At 40.6% G+C, this 17,430-nt stretch carries 14 protein-coding genes and 1 tRNA gene; 12 read left to right on the top strand and 3 right to left on the bottom strand.

Annotated elements, in window-relative coordinates; translation table 11 throughout:
• The first annotated feature begins 389 nt into the window (after window positions 1–389).
• Together BMX21_RS17645 and BMX21_RS17640 are read left to right on the top strand one after the other, a co-directional pair.
• A complete protein-coding gene (locus BMX21_RS17645) occupies window positions 390–668 on the top strand; it encodes a hypothetical protein (RefSeq protein ID WP_022754119.1) in 279 nt (92 codons plus the stop codon).
• 12 nt (window positions 669–680) lie between these two features.
• Window positions 681–2,192: a S1C family serine protease gene (locus BMX21_RS17640; protein WP_092046412.1), complete on the top strand. Its 1,512-nt coding sequence runs from the start codon at window positions 681–683 to the stop codon at window positions 2,190–2,192.
• 148 nt (window positions 2,193–2,340) lie between these two features.
• On the opposite strand, the gene BMX21_RS17635 is transcribed toward BMX21_RS17640, so the two are convergent.
• Window positions 2,341–4,158: an ABC transporter ATP-binding protein gene (locus BMX21_RS17635; protein ID WP_027203642.1), complete on the bottom strand. Its 1,818-nt coding sequence runs from the start codon at window positions 4,156–4,158 to the stop codon at window positions 2,341–2,343.
• On the bottom strand, window positions 4,158–5,933 hold the full coding sequence (locus BMX21_RS17630; protein WP_034489377.1) for an ABC transporter ATP-binding protein: 1,776 nt from the start codon (window positions 5,931–5,933) through the stop codon (window positions 4,158–4,160). Before BMX21_RS17630 ends, BMX21_RS17635 begins: the two co-directional genes overlap by 1 nt.
• Before the next feature lie 302 nt (window positions 5,934–6,235).
• Here BMX21_RS17630 and BMX21_RS17625 point away from each other — a divergent pair, with 302 nt between their 5' ends.
• From BMX21_RS17625 to BMX21_RS17595, 7 genes are all read left to right on the top strand, one after another.
• Window positions 6,236–7,177 (top strand): helix-turn-helix domain-containing protein, encoded by a 942-nt coding sequence (locus tag BMX21_RS17625; RefSeq protein ID WP_092046410.1) that lies wholly within the window; start codon window positions 6,236–6,238, stop codon window positions 7,175–7,177.
• A 226-nt stretch (window positions 7,178–7,403) separates the two neighbouring features.
• On the top strand, window positions 7,404–9,002 hold the full coding sequence (gene clpX, locus BMX21_RS17620) for an ATP-dependent Clp protease ATP-binding subunit ClpX (protein WP_022754124.1): 1,599 nt from the start codon (window positions 7,404–7,406) through the stop codon (window positions 9,000–9,002).
• A 285-nt stretch (window positions 9,003–9,287) separates the two neighbouring features.
• Window positions 9,288–9,632: a hypothetical protein gene (locus tag BMX21_RS17615; protein ID WP_092046408.1), complete on the top strand. Its 345-nt coding sequence runs from the start codon at window positions 9,288–9,290 to the stop codon at window positions 9,630–9,632.
• A 72-nt stretch (window positions 9,633–9,704) separates the two neighbouring features.
• A complete protein-coding gene (locus BMX21_RS17610) occupies window positions 9,705–10,199 on the top strand; it encodes a hypothetical protein (protein WP_330390273.1) in 495 nt (164 codons plus the stop codon).
• Between the two features lie 141 nt (window positions 10,200–10,340).
• On the top strand, window positions 10,341–11,024 hold the full coding sequence (locus BMX21_RS17605) for a DUF975 family protein (protein ID WP_092046406.1): 684 nt from the start codon (window positions 10,341–10,343) through the stop codon (window positions 11,022–11,024).
• Between the two features lie 112 nt (window positions 11,025–11,136).
• On the top strand, window positions 11,137–13,104 hold the full coding sequence (locus tag BMX21_RS17600) for a glycoside hydrolase family 2 protein (protein ID WP_092046404.1): 1,968 nt from the start codon (window positions 11,137–11,139) through the stop codon (window positions 13,102–13,104).
• 154 nt (window positions 13,105–13,258) lie between these two features.
• Window positions 13,259–13,894 carry a YczE/YyaS/YitT family protein gene (locus BMX21_RS17595; RefSeq protein ID WP_092046401.1) on the top strand — a complete coding sequence of 212 codons (636 nt, stop codon included), beginning with the start codon at window positions 13,259–13,261 and terminating at the stop codon, window positions 13,892–13,894.
• A 135-nt stretch (window positions 13,895–14,029) separates the two neighbouring features.
• On the opposite strand, the gene BMX21_RS17590 is transcribed toward BMX21_RS17595, so the two are convergent.
• Window positions 14,030–15,598 carry a hypothetical protein gene (locus BMX21_RS17590; protein WP_092046399.1) on the bottom strand — a complete coding sequence of 523 codons (1,569 nt, stop codon included), beginning with the start codon at window positions 15,596–15,598 and terminating at the stop codon, window positions 14,030–14,032.
• Between the two features lie 210 nt (window positions 15,599–15,808).
• Between BMX21_RS17590 and BMX21_RS17585 the strand changes: the two genes are divergently transcribed.
• The 3 genes from BMX21_RS17585 (at window position 15,809) to BMX21_RS17575 (ending at window position 17,311) form a co-directional block, all read left to right on the top strand.
• A tRNA-Leu gene (locus BMX21_RS17585) sits at window positions 15,809–15,892 on the top strand.
• A gap of 526 nt (window positions 15,893–16,418) precedes the next feature.
• On the top strand, window positions 16,419–16,886 hold the full coding sequence (locus BMX21_RS17580) for a hypothetical protein (RefSeq protein WP_026488246.1): 468 nt from the start codon (window positions 16,419–16,421) through the stop codon (window positions 16,884–16,886).
• A gap of 14 nt (window positions 16,887–16,900) precedes the next feature.
• Window positions 16,901–17,311: a GNAT family N-acetyltransferase gene (locus tag BMX21_RS17575; RefSeq protein ID WP_092046396.1), complete on the top strand. Its 411-nt coding sequence runs from the start codon at window positions 16,901–16,903 to the stop codon at window positions 17,309–17,311.
• Window positions 17,312–17,430 lie beyond the last annotated feature (119 nt).

Below are 17,430 nucleotides of genomic sequence, written 5' to 3'. Positions count from 1 at the left end.
GCTTGCCCTTGATGGGTTCTGACAGAAACGCTACGATGTTGTCCCCGACGGTGGGAAGTATTAGCTGTTCTTATCATCTTCACCGTCGGCAAAGCCAAGCAGCGTTTCTGTCGGGTTCGGTCAAGGGTGGCGTACGGTAGCAATTACATTAGTTTAGTACGATGGAAAGTGGACTATTATTGACACTCAAACTTCATGATGATAGCCTAAAATGAGCGGATGAAATTTCGCTTATTCTTATGATGCCAACAAGGCAAAGGCATATCAAGGTTCCTTTAACCCATTAAATCCTACAGTAAATTTACACTGTCCGTAAGGAAAATCCCGTTTGCAATTTTGCTCATTTTAGTGCAAAGTAATAGAAGCATGGAAGGAGCAGAGATTACAAAATGTTCAGATTATGGGTGAGACTATTCAAAGACAATCATATGTTACAAGATACAGTGATCTGCAATGACGAAGAAGATACCAGAACTCATAAGGTTATGGGAAGTCTGGAGAAGGCATGCTATGAGCTTGATCTTCCAAAGCCTATATGGCTTTCTGTCAATGTTAATGACTTCAAGAAGACCAGTAAATGCAGGTTCACGCAGGACAGCTTCATAGAGGAAGTTCCATTTGACTACATGGAGATCAATGTAATCGAAGAAGATAATACATGGTTTTGAAAGGGGAAGAAAATGAATAACACACAAAATCCTAATAATAACGGATTGAATGCAGCCGGCACTGGTACGCCTGACGCTCCTTTGCAGGGCACATACCAGTATACAGGTAATGCAGGATACAATAATTACAATCCTGCAGGTGCTAATAATCAGGGAGGTACTCCTCCTAAGAAGAAAAAGAAAAAAGGAAAGAAAATCCTTGCGGCGTTTCTTGCAATTGTCATGATTGCAGGACTTGGATGCGGCGGTGTATATGTGGCCAAGAAGAAGGATATCTCAATTAGTGATCTTCTTAAATCCAAAGACAAAGAAGATACAGCTGCCACTCAGACAACAGAAGAAACCAAGGATCAGCAGGAAGAGCAGCTTGTAGTAGCAACTGATGTATCAAGTCTTGTTGAGAAGGTAATGCCTTCTATAGTAGTTATCGAGAATAGATATACTGTCAACCTGGAAGACTATGGCTATGAAGAGGGAGAAGCTCTTAACGGAGGATCAGGTTCCGGTGTTATAATCGGACAGAATGACGAAGAGCTTCTTATCGTTACTAATTATCACGTTGTAGAAGGTGCTGACGATCTTACTGTACAGTTTGTTAATGGTACCAACAAATCAGCTTTTATCAAGGGAACTAATTCAGGAATGGACCTTGCAGTTATAGCAGTACCTCTTACAGAAGTGGATGATGCTACTATGAATGCTATAAGTTTTGCTACAATGGGCGATTCAGACGATCTTAAACTTGGAGAGCCTGCCATAGCTATCGGTAATGCTCTTGGTATGGGTCAGTCAGTAACAGTTGGTGTTATCAGTGCTTTGAACAGACGACTTCCCAATGAAGACGGATCAGAGGGATTGTTCATTCAGACAGATGCTTCCATCAACCATGGTAACTCCGGTGGCGCACTTCTTAATGTCAAAGGTGAACTTATAGGAATCAATTCAAGAAAAGTGGTAGCAGATGAAGCAGAAGGTATGGGATATGCTATTCCGATATCTGTTGCAAAGCCTATAATTGAAGATCTTATGGATTCTTCTACAAAATATAAGGCATCCAAGGAGAACAGAGGATATCTTGGAGTTACAGCTTATACACCTACAGGTGTAGAGGGTGCTTATATATCATCTATAGAAAGTGGTAGCGCTGCCGAAGCTGCAGGACTTGAAGTTGGAGATGTTATCATCAAGGTAGAAGATGCTAAGATAGCTTCAAGAGGAGATCTTGATGCAAACCTTGCTTATTATGAAGCAGGTCAGACTATTACTATCACAGTACTTAGAAAAGGTGACAACGGATATACTGAAGTTGAAGTACAGGTAACACTCAAGGAGCAGAAGGCTTCTAAGTCAGGAAGCTCAAGTGATAAGGATTCATCTTCTAAGAAAGAATCTAGTGATGATAAAGGCTCAGACGACTATGAAGATGGCGGCGACTATGAAGACGGAGACCAGGAAGGCGGATCTGATTCTGAGGGAAGCGGAGATGAAGACGGCGGAGATGACGGAGACGACTTCGGATTTTAAGACATTTTAAAAGCTTGTTTTATTTATAAAGAAAGCCATTTTAAGGAAACTAGAATCCTTAAAATGGCTTTTTATTATAAATAAAACAGGCTTTCGTTTTCTGTTTTGTGAAGCAAAAGGCCATGCTTCACAAGTGCCTATTTAAGCTTTATGCCTGAAGGAAAGCGTACTGGCTGTCATACAGGTTGTGATAGTAGCCGTTTGGTATCTTTAGAAGTTCATCATGAGAACCCTTCTCCTGGATCTTACCATCGTCTACATACATGATGCAGGTGGCATTCTTGATAGTACTGAGTCTGTGAGCGATGATGAAGGAGGTTCTGCCCTTAAGCATCTGCTGCAGACCCTTTTGAAGAAGTATCTCTGTCTCTGTATCGATACTTGACGTAGCTTCATCAAGTATCAGGATCTTAGGATCAGCAAGAACTGCTCTTGCAAAGGATATTAGCTGGCGCTGACCTGCTGATAAGCGGCTTCCTCTTTCGTTGACCTGCGTATAATAGCCGTTTTCAAGATTTATGATAAAATCATGAGCACATACAGTCTTGGCTGCAGCTATAACTTCTTCATCAGTAGCTTCCATATTGCCATAGCGGATATTGTCCATAATAGTTCCGGAGAATATGAAGCTGTCCTGCATCATAACGCCCATCTGCTGTCTTAAGGACTTTATAGTGACATCATTTATATCTATACCATCTACAAGTATCTTGCCACTTCCTACGTTATAGAATCTGCTGATAAGATTTACGATAGTAGACTTACCGGCGCCTGTAGGACCGACTATGGCATAGGACTCGCCTGCACCTACTTTAAAGCTTACGTCGTGCAGGATTTCAACTCCGTCGTCGTAGGCAAAGCATACATTCTTGAACTCTACATCGCCCTTTATCTCAGGCATTGTGGTTGCACCTTCTTTGTCCTTGACCGTAATAGGAGAATCAATAGTCTCGAAGATACGCTCAAGGTATGATATAGCAGTCAGAAGCGAGTTGTAGAAGTTTGCAAGTGTCATAATAGGCTGCCAGAATCTTGATACATAGCCTACGAAGGCAGTCAGAAGACCTACTGTGATCGCGGTCTCTCCGTGAGTAAGCCAACCTATACCCAGTACATATATTACAGAAGTTGTGATAACAGTGATATTCTCAATCACAGGGCTTAGGATGAAGTTGTACTTGACGGCATTCATCCATGCACTTCTTGCATCCTTATTAAGTCTGTTGAAAAGGACGGTATTGGTGTCCTCTCTGACAAAAGACTGAGTGACCCTTATACCATTGATACTTTCAGCTATGTAAGCGTTAAGATTGGACTGCTTGTTGCTCTGTATCTGCCAGGCTCTTCTTTGTCTGTTTTTGACAAAAAGGATGATAACAGTGAGTACAGGAAGACCGCACAGACATACAAGTGTGAATCTTACATTCAGATAGAGCATGAATATGAGTATGAATACCAGTGAGAACATATCTGTGATGGTATTAACGATACCATTGGACAGAAGGTCACTTAAATTGTTGACATAGTTAACAACTCTAACCTGAATCTTGCCATGGGGCTTGTCATCGTAGTAGGAGAAGGGGAGCTTCTGAAGATGTACGAACAGCTCTCTTCTAAGGTTATATATAACTCCCTGACCTACTCGGGATGTAAGTATTATCTTATATTTCATGATGACTGCACAGGTTATACCTACAAGAAGTGCTGCCAGAGCATTGATGATGATAAGCTGCACAGCCTTATCAGGAGTATATACCTTGTCATACACTGTCGCAGATATAACATCCATGACATTTTTCATAAAAAGAGGAATAAGCATGGATATGGCGCTTGATATTACCATTATGATCACGGCTATAGTCAGGTCTTTTTTGTAAGTGCCGACATAGCCTGCAAGTCTTTTTAGCTGATTTATGTCAAAACCGCTGTCAAGCTCTTCGTCTTGTTCTATCTTATTTCTAGCCATTATGCGGTCTCCTTTCTCTTCATGATCTTGTCAAATTCGCCGTACTGATGCTCGAATACTTTCTTGTAGTATCCGTCTTTTTCTATAAGCTCGTCGTGAGTTCCGGACTCTGCAATACGTCCGTCCTCTACAACCAGTATGACATCAGCATCCTTGATAGAGGATATACGGTGAGCGATGATAAAAACTGTATGACCATCAAGCTTCTTGAGGTCGCGCTGGATCTCAGCCTCTGTCTCCATATCAACAGCTGAAGTTGTATCATCAAGTATCAGGATGGAAGGCTCTTTAAGAAGGGCTCTTGCAAGAGATATACGCTGGCGCTGACCACCGGAGAGGCCGACACCCCTTTCTCCTACAACAGTGTCATAGCCGTCGTCCATCTTCTGAATGAAATCATCCGCATCAGCCATCTTGGCAGCCCACTTAACCTTCTCGAAAGGACAGTTAGGATCAGCATAAGCTATATTGCCTTCAATGGTATCTGAGAAGAGGAATATATCCTGCATGGCAATACCGATACCATCCCTAAGTCTATGAAGATCCAGATCCTTAACATTGATGCCGTCCATAAGAACTTCACCTTCCGTGGTATCGAAGAATCTGCACATAAGATTCATGATGGTAGATTTACCTGAACCTGTAGCACCGATGATACCAACTGTCTGGCCCGGCTTTATATGGAAGCTGACATTGTGAAGGACAGGCTCTCCGTCTACTGTGTAAGATACGTTTCTGAATTCTACATCGCCTTTTATCTTATCAACTTCCTTGGGATATCTTGGTGTCTGGATATCAGGCTTCTGGGTGATAGTCTGATATATCTTCTCAACAGAAGTTGTGAACCTGTGGTAATCATTGATAAGCCAGCCCATGAACTGAAGCGGGTTATTGAGCATCCACAGATAACTGTTGATCATAACAAGGTTACCAAGAGACATGTAGCCGTAGATACACATGATGCCGCCTGCTACCATAAGCAGGAAGGTAAGCATATGTGACAGGAACATGAATATAGGTACATACTTGGTCCAGACTCTGGCTGCATCAAGCTCTGCGTCTCTGTACTGGGCGTTCTCCTTGTCGAACTTCTCAATCTCGTAGTCTTCCTTGGCAAAAGCTCTGACAACGCGGTTACCACTTATGTTCTCCTGAACGAATGCGTTAAGAGATGAGAACTTGTCTCTGATGTTCATGAACTTGGGCTTTATAGTCTTACTCTGAGAGTAGGTCATGAAAGCAGTGATAGGAAGAACCAGTATCATTGCAAGACCTATCCTGAAATCTACAGAGAATATCATAAACAAAGCTATTACGAACAAAAGGACATTCTCATATATGCTGTAGATTACAAATGCAACAAAATGGCGGATTGCCATCATGTCACCTGTCTGTCTGCTCATGAGGTCACCGGTTCTGCTCCTGTTATAGAAGGCGAAGTCCTTCTCAAGGAGATTGCGGTATACGCCGTCTCGCATGTCATAGAGCATATCCTGAGAAGCTGTCTCGAACAGATACAAAAAGATAAGTCTAAAGACAGCTCTTACAACAGTGATACCGATCATAAGAAGCAGAAATTTTGGAAGAAGGTCTGTTCTGATATTCCTGCCATCACCTATGATGTCATCAACGATGAAGCCTGTGATCCTGGGATTGATGATCGCAAGAACAGATGTTGCTGTAACCAGGATAAGTCCAAGCGCGACTTTCCAGGTGTACTTTTTGAGGTAGGAATAGAACCACCTCATTGCCGATTGATGTTTTTTGATTTTCATAATGTCCCCTCTGGCAGTCTGAAACTGCTCTAAAACTAATACTCCGTACAATTTATATTAGTCTGTTGCTGGATTTTTACAATGATATATGTTGTCTAAGATTGATTTTTTCTGCTTTAAAATAGTATTATGGTTGTGACAGGATGTATAAGTGGATTATCGGCGGATGGATTCGTAAATTTGATGAGGGTGACATAGAAGTACATCCCTGTACTTCTGAAAATGTCAGATTTACATCCTGTAAAGGCGACATAGAAGTACATCCCTGTAAAGACGATATACTATGATGAAAGGAAGAGCTTATGATATCGGTAGATGCGATTGGTTGTAATTATGTTCATACTAAGGGCTGGGAGATCAACAGGCCGGAGGGACTTAACAATTATCTCTTCCTCCATATACAGACACCTTCGGATATTATGGTTGATGGTAAGATGGTCTATTATCCTGAACCCTGCTTTATCCTGTTTAAAAAGTGGCAGAGACAGCTCTTTCATAATCATGAAGATATGACCTATATCGACAGCTGGGTACACTTTAGGAGCGCCTGTGAATCAGGCAGTGATATCATTCGTAAAGATGGGCATAATGATGCCGCTAGAACAGATTATATAAACTCCGGATCCCATAATAGTAGTAATAACTCCGCTGCCCGAACTATAAGAGACTGGAATGCCAAAGATGATAATAACGAAAAGGACGAGATAGAGATACTCATAGAGAGTCTTGATATCCCATGCGGTAAGCCTGTTATCATTTACAATACAATAGAACTTAGCGATCTGTGGCATCTTGCAGATGCAGAGTTTCATCAGGCAGGGAGTCACAAAAAAGAGCTTCTTGATATGAAGATGAGGGCGCTTATCTATAAGTTTGCAGATATAATGCATTCTGAAAGCGGAACTCCAAGTAAATACAATCATTACAGGAAGGCTTTCGGAGAGCTTAGAAACAGTATCTTTAGCGGCAACAATGCTGCTACCATAACTGATGTTGAGAAGCTTGCCAAGGGCCAGAATATGAGTCTTTCATATTTTGAGCATGTATATAAGGAGCTGTTCCATGTACCTGTGACCAAGGATATCATTAAGGCGAGGATAGGCTATGCAAGGTATCTTCTAAGGTCAAGTGGGAACTCTGTTCAGGATATAGCAAGCTACTGCGGCTATGAGAACATAGAGCACTTCAACAGGCAGTTCAAGGCAACCGTGGGCTGTACCCCCACCCAGTTCAGAAACAGATAGTGTAAACTTTGCGCTTGGGCGGCGTGACATGATATCTGGAGATTTTTATATAAACTTTACTTGCCAATATAGTGTCCTAAGCATATACTTAGAATGCTGAAATCGATTTTACATATATTAGTGAATTAAAAAATAGGCAATAATTGATAGAGACAGATAATATAAAGAGACGATAAATCGGATCGGCGGATCAGGAACTTGGAAGATTCAAAAAGAAAGGTTTTTTATGAGCGATTTTTTTAACAACGACGACAACAAAGATAATACTACTAATGAAACTACTAATACAGAAACAACCGCAAATACAAATAGTAGCGACAATAATGATAACAAGAGCGCTATGGATTTTCGTGAGATAGATGAGAATGGTAAATCTACTGTAGATGATAAGGATCTATCTGGTTCTGATAAGAAGGATAGTGATTATGAGGATATCTGCTTCATCTGCAGACGTCCTGAGTCCAAGGCCGGTCGTATGTACAAGCTTCCAAACCATATATGCGTGTGTGAGGATTGTATGCACCGCACCATGGATACTGTAAGTCAGTATGATTACAACAATCTTCTCAATAACCCTGAACTCATGAATCAGCTTAACAAGAACAGCGGTATTACATTCATGAATCTTGGAGACTTTGGATCTAACCTTCAGGGCGGAATACCTAATTCACAGAAGATCAAGAAATCCAAGAAAAAAGAGGAAGAGGAGACTATTGATATCAAGAAGATCCCTGCTCCTCACAAGATCAAGGCACAGCTCGATGAATATGTAATAGGTCAGGATCAGGCCAAGAAGGTTATCTCTGTTGCGGTTTATAACCACTATAAGAGAGTTGCTACAGGCACTATGGACGATATTGAGATTGATAAGTCTAATATCCTTATGATAGGACCTACAGGAAGTGGTAAGACATATCTTGTTAAGACGCTTGCCCGTCTTCTTGATGTACCGCTTGCTATAGCAGATGCTACATCACTTACAGAAGCAGGTTATATCGGTGATGATATCGAAAGTGTAATATCTAAGCTCCTTGCGGCAGCAGGCAATGATGTCAAGAAAGCTGAGCGCGGTATCGTCTTCATCGATGAGATAGATAAGATCGCCAAGAAGAAGTCCACAACAGCAAGAGATGTAAGCGGCGAATCCGTACAGCAGGGAATGCTCAAGCTCCTTGAAGGATCTGAAGTTGAAGTTCCTGTAGGTGCTAATTCCAAGAATGCTATGGTACCTCTTACAACAGTTAATACCAAGAATATCCTCTTTATCTGTGGTGGTGCCTTCCCGGATCTTTCAGATATCATCAAGAACAGGCTCAATAAATCTTCATCAATAGGTTTTAACTCTGAACTTAAGGATAAGTATGATGACGATGAGAACATCCTTTCATACGTAACTACAGAAGATTTAAAGAAGTTCGGAATGATTCCGGAGTTCCTTGGAAGACTTCCTATCGTATGCACACTTTCAGGTCTTACCAAGGAAGCACTTATCAAAATCCTCAAAGAGCCCAAGAATGCTATCCTCAAGCAGTATCAGAAGCTCCTTGAGCTTGATGAAGTAGATCTTAGATTTGATGACGGCGCGCTTGAAGCTATTGCAGAGAAGGCTCTTGAAAAGGATACCGGAGCCCGTGCTCTTAGATCTATCATAGAAGAGTTTATGCTTGATATCATGTACGAGATACCAAAGGATGACAATATAGGCAGAGTTACTCTTACAAGAGAGTATATTGAAGGCACAGGCGGACCTCAGATCGAGATCAGAAGCGAAAAGCCCAAGATTGAGAATAAGGCAGAAGCTGCTATAGAAGATAAAAAAGAATAATAAAAGCAAGTTATTACGCGAATTTAAAGGGACGGTTTCAGTGTTATAAAGAGCCAAAGGATTTATAATAACACTGGAACCGTCTCTTATATATTATCTGACACCAATGGGAATTATTATGGACATAAATAAAAAAGCTTATGGTAATCTTTTAAAATCTATAAGGAAATACAAAGGTAATTGCCTTTTGTTAAATTATCAGAAAATTTGTAGGCTTTATTGAAAATATTCTGCTTTTATGATAGTATTATTTTGACTAAATAGATTAAAAAGGAAGGCATGACGATGGAAGGTAGCCCGCGCAGAAGAATGGCGAGTATGTCAGTATGGCTCGGAATCACATCTATACTGTTTTATAGCACAGGAGTTATAGCGATCATACTTGGAGGCATAGCAATAATACTTGCATTTCTTTCAAGAGGGAATACTAAAAAGCTTTCACGGCAGGCTATTATCGGATTGATAATAGGTACGATCGGAGTAACAGTTACTTATGTAACAATAGGACTTATTTTTTATAAGATTTTTTCAGATCCAAGTGTCGTATCTGCGATAAGAGAATATGCACAGACCGGTTCGATAGATGCTTACAACAATATGGAGAATGCGATATACAGTATCGTAAGATAGTTGTTGTTACTGATTACGATTATCGGGTTCACAAAGTGACCTTCTGGTAATTCAGTAAGTAAGGATTTAGTTATGATGAGAATTGGCGCTATAGGATATGGAAGCGTATATGGTGGATATAGCGTAGGCGCTGCAGCAGGGGCCGGTGAATCCAAAGCTGTAGTTAATCCCGGAGAGTCTGATGTTAAGTCGGCCGGAAGGAAGTCTTCTCCTGCAGAGTGTGAGACTTGTCAGAATCGCAAATATCAGGACGGATCTGATGAGATGGTTTCGTTCAAGACAGCTCAGCACATGAGTCCTGCAGAAGCAGGTTCCAGAGTACGGGCGCATGAACAGGAACATGTATCTAATGCTTATGCCAAGGCAGCCCAGAAAGGCGGCAAGGTACTTCAGGCATCAGTGAGTATCCATACAGCTATATGTCCGGAATGTGGAAGGACATATGTATCCGGCGGTACTACTACTTCTCAGATCAAATATGGCGGCGAAGATAATCCTTATCAGAAACAGCGTAAGGCTTTGGATGCAGGATTGCTCGCCGGAATGAATGCGGATTATTCTGTATAACATATATTCCTGAATATAAAATCTGATAGTCATAGCTTTTTTAGATCAATATAATAAGTTCTATGAAGAGTTCTATGAATATTGGAAGTGTTTAAAATTTTAGAGATAATAATTATCATAAAACAAGGATAACTATATAAAATGGCTAAAACATCAGGTGTTTCTACTTCTATGATCAAGGCGACTGCCAGAGAGAGGCTCCTTGGTAACTATGGCACTATAATTGCCGCAAGCATTGTGGTCAACATCATCTATTTTGTTAGTATGCTGACCATACTGCAGATAACAAATATATTCATATCGCTTACAACGCAGATCATTGTTGATCTGCTTTTTGGCGTCTTCATATCAGGCCGGTGCTACATGCTTATGAATCTTGCATATGGCCAGCCTGTAACATTTGGAGATCTCTTCTTTGGATTTAAACAAAATCCTGACAAGGCAATCCTTATACAGCTGATCTATACTATAGCATCTCTTATTCTTCAGATACCACAGTTTCTGCATGTAGCAGGACTTATACCGATTACATGGATGGCTATAGGAACTCTGGTACTGCTGATTCCATATATCATCTTTGCAGTTGCCATGTCACAGACTTTTTTCCTGTTGCAGGATTTCCCGGACAATTCGGTAAGGCAGCTTGTGAGAAAGAGCATATCCGTAATGCGCCATAACTATATTAAATATATAGGCTTTGTACTAAGCTTTGTGCCGATGATGTTTATAGGCGTCATTACATTTTTTATACCGCTATTGTGGGTAGAAGCTTATTTTAATGCCAGCAGGGCGATGTTTTATAAAGAAATAATATCGCAGAGATAGAGGGCGTTATTATCTTTTTGCTCCCTATAAAAAGGACAGGAACATATTAAAACTATAATAAGGGGATAAGTCTAAGGGAAGTCCCCTTCTACTTCCTTGGAGGAACCTTTCAATGGATCTTACAGATATCACTCGCAGTATGGTGCGAAGCAAGGAACCTGTAGCTTTAAAGCAGCTTGATACTCCATGGACAGACAAGGCGCTTACAAGTAAGTGTCCTAAATCAGAATATCCAAGACCCCAGTTCGTGAGGGATAGTTATATATCTCTTAACGGAATCTGGGGTTTTTGTGTTACTGATTCACCTTCGATTCCACGGAAGAAGGATATATGCGGGAGTATAAGAGTGCCTTTTTCTCCGGAGAGTATGCTTTCGAAAGTTGATATTACGGCTGGCAGCAGGAAGACTCTCCTTCCACATGTCCTAAAGCCGGGCGAGTATCTCTGGTATTACAGGAAGGTTGACGTTGTGGGAAGACCTGATGCTTCGTCCCGTCTTCTCCTTCACTTTGGAGCAGTGGATCAGGTGTGTGATGTCTATATAAACGGACACAGCGTGGCACATCATGAGGGAGGGTATCTTCCCTTTACTATTGATGTAACAAGATATTCCCAAAAAGACTACTTTGATCTTAAAGTATGCGTTACAGATGTAACTGACACGTCCTGGCTTTCAAGAGGCAAACAGACGCTAAATAGAGGCGGTATGTTCTACTCTGCCCAGAGCGGGATATGGCAGAGCGTGTGGATGGAGTGGGTGCCTGATACAGCTATCCTTAAGGTGGTTGCAGAGCCTTCCAAGGACCTTTCTTTTGTGAAAATAAGGCTGACGGTGACAAAGCCGTGCGATGTGATAATAAGACAGATTCCGGATAGTAGGATAGGACAAAAGGATGATATAGGGGGCGAAGAATCGGAGTTATTTGAAAAGATGATAACAGCAGATAAATTCCACCCCTGTGATCCGCTTGATGCGCAGACCGATCACCCTATACCGTCATCAGATACTATCCCAATGGATACCTTGTATGCGTATACAACTAAGGTCGGAATACTGATAGAGGATGCAAAACTCTGGACACCGGAGAATCCATATCTGTATCATATAGAGATAATTGCAAGAGACGAAGAAGGCAGTACAGACAAGGTTAAGTCCTATTTTGGTATGAGGACCTATACCATGGAGCAGGATGCCAAGGGGCATATGAGATTTTGCCTGAATCATAAGCCTTATTTTATAAAAGGAGTCCTGGATCAGGGCTACTGGCCTGATGGTCTTATGACTGCGCCTTGCGACGCTGCACTTATCTATGATATCAAGACTATGAAGAAACTTGGATTCAACACGCTTCGTAAGCATATCAAGATAGAGGAATCAAGATATTATTATCACTGCGACAGACTTGGCATGCTGGTAGTTCAGGATATGGTCAGCGGCGGATCAACTTATGACAAGCCACTTGTAACGTATCTGCCCAATCTTTTTCCAAATATAATGCAGACACTGGATGACTCGGCTAAGAGTTACAAGTTCCTTGCAAGATCAGATGCGGCAGGAAGACAGGCTTTTGTGGCAGAGATGCGCAGCACGGCTTCCTATCTTAAGAACTGCACATCTATAGCTATATGGACTATCTTCAATGAAGGCTGGGGGCAGTTTGATGCTGCGACGCTTCCGGATATTCTTAAGTTCATTGATAATACAAGGCCTATAGATGCGGCCAGTGGCTGGTTCGATCAAGGGTCAGGAGATTTCAACAGTATACATAACTATTTCAGGAAGCCTTCTGTTCCGGTTGATAAGCATAAAAGAGCATGTTTCCTTTCAGAGTGCGGCGGCCTTACCTACTATATGGAGGGACACTGCGCCAGTAGGAAGACCTACGGCTATGCGACCTATAAAAGCAGGAAGAAGATGAATGAAGATTATGGGCAGTTCATCCATTACGAGATACTGCCACTTGAAACCAAGGGACTGTGCGGATTCATCTATACGCAGGTAAGTGATGTAGAGGATGAAGTCAACGGGATCCTGACTTATGATAGAAAAGTAGTGAAGATCAGAACGAAGATATGGTGATGACCTGTAGATAGAACTTTCATTTGCCTTTAGGTGGTATTACTGTTAATAATAATATCTGGAGCAGGTTCCTGATTCATTTGGGGGCAGATTACTTGTTTATGAATTATTATATAGAATACTGATCAGAGCTTAATTGGTGGAGGATGATCACATGTTAAAAAAGAGAATAGTAATGTCAGTACTTGGCGTACTGATATGCGGGTTTTCTGTAGGTATATTCAAGCTTGCGGCATTTGGAGTAGACCCATTTCAGGCCTTTATGAGCGGCATAGATCACATGATCCCGATTGATTTTGGAACTTTATATGTAATTGTCAATGCTATACTGCTTACGTTTAGTCTGGTGTTCAACAGAAAGAAGATAGGTATCGCGACCTTTATCAATCTGTTTCTTTTGGGATATGTTACACAGTTTAGCTATGAAACTCTTCAGAAATTTTTCCCTGATCCGTCTATACCGGTAAGGGCAGCAGCTCTTATTATCGGCATAGTAGTAATATGCTTCGGTTCAGCCTTTTATATGACTGCTGATCTGGGCGTGTCTACTTACGACGCCGTTGCTATTATCATGGCAGATACATGGCATATGGGCAAGTTCAAGTACCTTAGGATCATAACAGATGTTGTATGTGTGGTTCTTGGAGTAGTGCTCTTTATCATGAGCGGCGGCATGGCTAAGGATATACCGACATTTGCGGGAATAGGAACTATAATAACAGCATTTTTCATGGGACCTTTAATTGAATTTTTTAATGAACATGTAGCAAGACCTATATTAAAAAAATAAACCATCTGGGGCGTGCCAGAGCGTCCCAGGTGGTTTATTTTTAATCTCATGCCACGAGCAAGGCAAGTGGCTAATGGTTCAAATTGGTGGAGCTAAAGGCACCAATTTGGGTTTGAAAGTGGAACACTTCCAAACTTACTCTTCTTCCAAAATCTCATCTCCGATCACGATATATCTATGACTATCATGATCGTAAAATCCTACCAGATGATCTTCTCCGGTTACGTATGTTAACATATGACAGTAATCGCAGACAGTTTCATTATCATAAGAATTAGTTCCAACGCTGCATAAGTACTTATCTTCTTTGACATAGAAGCATCTATCTGATAATGGATCATACATTAGATCAAGGTTGATTTTTGAGCCCTGATCAGCCACCATAATAGCATCTTTGTCCTTTTCCAGATAGTAAACATCATTATCCAAAATGAACCATATCTTATCCAGTGTCTTGTTTGCAACAAAGTCAATTGATATTTCGTCGGTGTGGTATAGTACGCTGCGAGTAACTTCTTTTCCATCATAGGTGAACTTTACCAGATCACCATCTGATGATCCAATGCAGACAGGTCCTTCAGCAGTAATTGCCATTTGAAAATATTTGGCCTTTTCATCATCCTTGGTAAGGCAGATGATCTTGGGAGTATTACCTGAGAAAGCATAGCAATCATCGAATGAATGCATCATCATAGCATCAGAAAAGAAGTCTGTATCAACTATATAATGATCTGAAAAAAACGATATGGGCATTTTTTTGCCACCTGCTATATCGAATTTGAGATCTTCAGTATCTTCGGTCAATATTGTAGGCTCGCTATCTCCGGATTTATAATATTTCACTCCATCATTATCCATGTACATTATCTGATCGCATGATTTGGTAAAATATGACTCAAGCAAATATTTCTCGCTAAGTTTTATCTCCTGTTCGTGATCAATACATTTAAAGCAGTCTTTAGAGCTGCTGTATTCGTTGAAATATATCATGGTCGCATCATTTGAAACTGCTATGACACTTGGAGAATTTTCGGTTATGTATGTCTTTTTTTCAATATCTATTCCGGCAGTGCATATTCTGTCAGTACCTGTATGATCATAAAATGCAACTACACGTCCATTTGGAGAAATACAGGCTCCTATGATATTCCCTTTGGCTAGAGGTTCTGTAGTCTGATTCCATATATCATAAATGAATAATTCCTGATTGGGAGTTCCAACTTCTCCTTTAATACAGTAACAGTATCCGCCATCAAAGCATATCCCTGCCTCAGAAACATCAGATGCAATCTCTGTTACATTAAGCTCTGCGTCAATGTAATAACATACATTGTCATATACAAGAACGGCCTCAGAAGCATCAGCATTAACGGTCACATCAAGATAGTATCTCTCACCATCATGGAAATCTTTTAGAATTTTGCCATCGGAGTTATAGATGTACTGATCAACCTGAGAGATTGTTGGACCGGAATAGTTTGCTGTTCGGCGACTATCTTCTTCAGTGTTTATGATGTTTTTTGGCTGATCATCAGTGCCATGGGACTTGCTTTCGAGATCAGCGGTATTGCCGCTACTGTTATCTGATAATGATGGGGATCCACTTTTGATAAGTATTACTAAAGAAAAAACAGACAATGCACCAATAATAAAGACAATTGCGCTTATAAATCCAACTAGAAGATTCGTTCTTTTTTTGTTCATATAAAAAACCTTTCAATGAATGGCTGATAATAACTGTGATAATAAATAGTCCCGATATTATAGGATGTATAATGGGAATGCATACCTACCACTATCATAAATGCATTCCTGGTGATTGAACAGAACTATATTGCAAATTGTAAATCAACTTATAAAATGAATTTTGGGTGTTGACATGAGGGATAAAAGATTATAAAATAGCATTTGCTTGCGGAAGTGTCGGAATTGGCAGACGAGCAAGACTAAGGATCTTGTGATGGTTACATCGTGAGGGTTCAAGTCCCTTCTTCCGCACGAAACAAAAGGATCAACTCGAAAGAGTTGGTCCTTTTTGTTTTGCGCGGAAGGGGACTTGAACCCGCGCAGCTGAAATGGAACTAGGGGACGGAGTCAAGAGAACATTTTGTGCAGAGACAAAAATGCTTGTTTTTGAAAGTTGTTACCCTTTTAGCCTTATTTTGCTTGTTTTTCGAAAATCTTTTTAAATAATCTTGCCAAAATCAATATTTGTTACCCCTCGACTTGCTTTTGAGGGGTAACAAGGGCGTGTCCTGCTTGCGCAGAGAATCAATTGCTGTACATTTTCGGCTGTACATTAATTCAAAATTCCTATTTATCACAATTCAATCTGGATATAGAATAGTTGTATCGCTGTCTATTTAAGGACAACGGGGGATTGCACTATTCGGACGGATGACGCTTGAGTAAAAAAGGCTTTTATGAGCGGTTTGGATTTGCTAAAAGTCGTGGAATGACAAAATACATTGAAAAGTGAGTTGACTGCTAAAGCTTATTAGCAGGATGGAAAGGAAGGATTTCTATGAAATACACTAAAGAGCAATTATCAGCATTATTCGACAAATATATTAAAAAACTTCGTATCACGCCAAATTGGGATATAAGCCTAGAATTTGTGGAAGATAAAACATGGCGTAAAACCGGAGATTTTAAGATTGACTGTGACGACAAGAAGGCCATTTTGCTGTTAAACATTGAAAACCCCAAGCAGGAAAATCTTGAGGAAGTGATTATACACGAGCTAATGCACATTAAGATGTATCCCTTGGATCAGGTAACAGAATCTTTGATTACCAGCAATTTTGAAGAGGGGACACCTGCATGGAACTTTGCCTATAATCAGTTCTTCAACGCATTAGAACAGACGGTAGAGGAGATGGCGAAATGCTTTTTGTTCGAGTTTGGAGATAACAAAGAACTGTCTTATGGCCGATGTAAGACAATGAAATCCTTCAACGACCTATATGATGGACTTAACAATATTGAATAAGATGAGAGGAAATAATGGGATATTATAAAGAATGTGCGGAACTTGATCGATGTCACGCACTTGATGTTTACTGGGAAAATAAAGAATTTGAGAATTATTCGTTCTATGATGGCGAAGTTTTGGTAGGCTTTATTAATCTTCGGGAAGTGGATGATTATGTGCATTTTGGTATCGGAGTAGTCCCGGATTTGTGTGGACAAGGGTATGGGCAACAGATTGTCGGCATGGCATGTGAACTTGCAAATGAGATTTATCCAGAGAAAAAAGTCTGCCTTGAAGTACGCACTTGGAACAAAAGGGCAATTCGTTGCTATGAGAAGGTGGGATTTTGCATTGTCGGCGAGCCGATTACAAAGACAACTCCGATAGGAACGGGACAGTTTTATAAAATGATGTACGATAAAGATTCAAAACACAATGAATGACAGAATGCTTAGAGCAGAATTAACATAATAGTACAAAAAAAGGGAAGCCGCTTTGGCTTCCCTTATATATTATACCATAAATAGCGGGTGAATCTAAAGCCTTATAATTTGTCGCAGGC

This window comes from Butyrivibrio sp. TB (assembly GCF_900110805.1).
Classification (GTDB): Bacteria; Bacillota; Clostridia; order Lachnospirales; family Lachnospiraceae; genus Butyrivibrio; species Butyrivibrio fibrisolvens_C.
The sequence above is the reverse complement of the archived record's forward strand: the minus strand, read 5'-3'. Positions and strand labels throughout refer to the sequence as shown.

Coding starts and splice junctions, on each gene's coding strand:
- BMX21_RS17645 (WP_022754119.1), top strand. CDS start 390: ATGTTCAGATTATGGGTGAGACTATTCAAAGACAATCATATGTTACAA.
- BMX21_RS17640 (WP_092046412.1), top strand. CDS start 681: ATGAATAACACACAAAATCCTAATAATAACGGATTGAATGCAGCCGGC.
- BMX21_RS17635 (WP_027203642.1), bottom strand. CDS start 4,158: ATGGCTAGAAATAAGATAGAACAAGACGAAGAGCTTGACAGCGGTTTT.
- BMX21_RS17630 (WP_034489377.1), bottom strand. CDS start 5,933: ATGAAAATCAAAAAACATCAATCGGCAATGAGGTGGTTCTATTCCTAC.
- BMX21_RS17625 (WP_092046410.1), top strand. CDS start 6,236: ATGATATCGGTAGATGCGATTGGTTGTAATTATGTTCATACTAAGGGC.
- clpX (WP_022754124.1), top strand. CDS start 7,404: ATGAGCGATTTTTTTAACAACGACGACAACAAAGATAATACTACTAAT.
- BMX21_RS17615 (WP_092046408.1), top strand. CDS start 9,288: ATGGAAGGTAGCCCGCGCAGAAGAATGGCGAGTATGTCAGTATGGCTC.
- BMX21_RS17610 (WP_330390273.1), top strand. CDS start 9,705: ATGATGAGAATTGGCGCTATAGGATATGGAAGCGTATATGGTGGATAT.
- BMX21_RS17605 (WP_092046406.1), top strand. CDS start 10,341: ATGGCTAAAACATCAGGTGTTTCTACTTCTATGATCAAGGCGACTGCC.
- BMX21_RS17600 (WP_092046404.1), top strand. CDS start 11,137: ATGGATCTTACAGATATCACTCGCAGTATGGTGCGAAGCAAGGAACCT.
- BMX21_RS17595 (WP_092046401.1), top strand. CDS start 13,259: ATGTTAAAAAAGAGAATAGTAATGTCAGTACTTGGCGTACTGATATGC.
- BMX21_RS17590 (WP_092046399.1), bottom strand. CDS start 15,598: ATGAACAAAAAAAGAACGAATCTTCTAGTTGGATTTATAAGCGCAATT.
- BMX21_RS17580 (WP_026488246.1), top strand. CDS start 16,419: ATGAAATACACTAAAGAGCAATTATCAGCATTATTCGACAAATATATT.
- BMX21_RS17575 (WP_092046396.1), top strand. CDS start 16,901: ATGGGATATTATAAAGAATGTGCGGAACTTGATCGATGTCACGCACTT.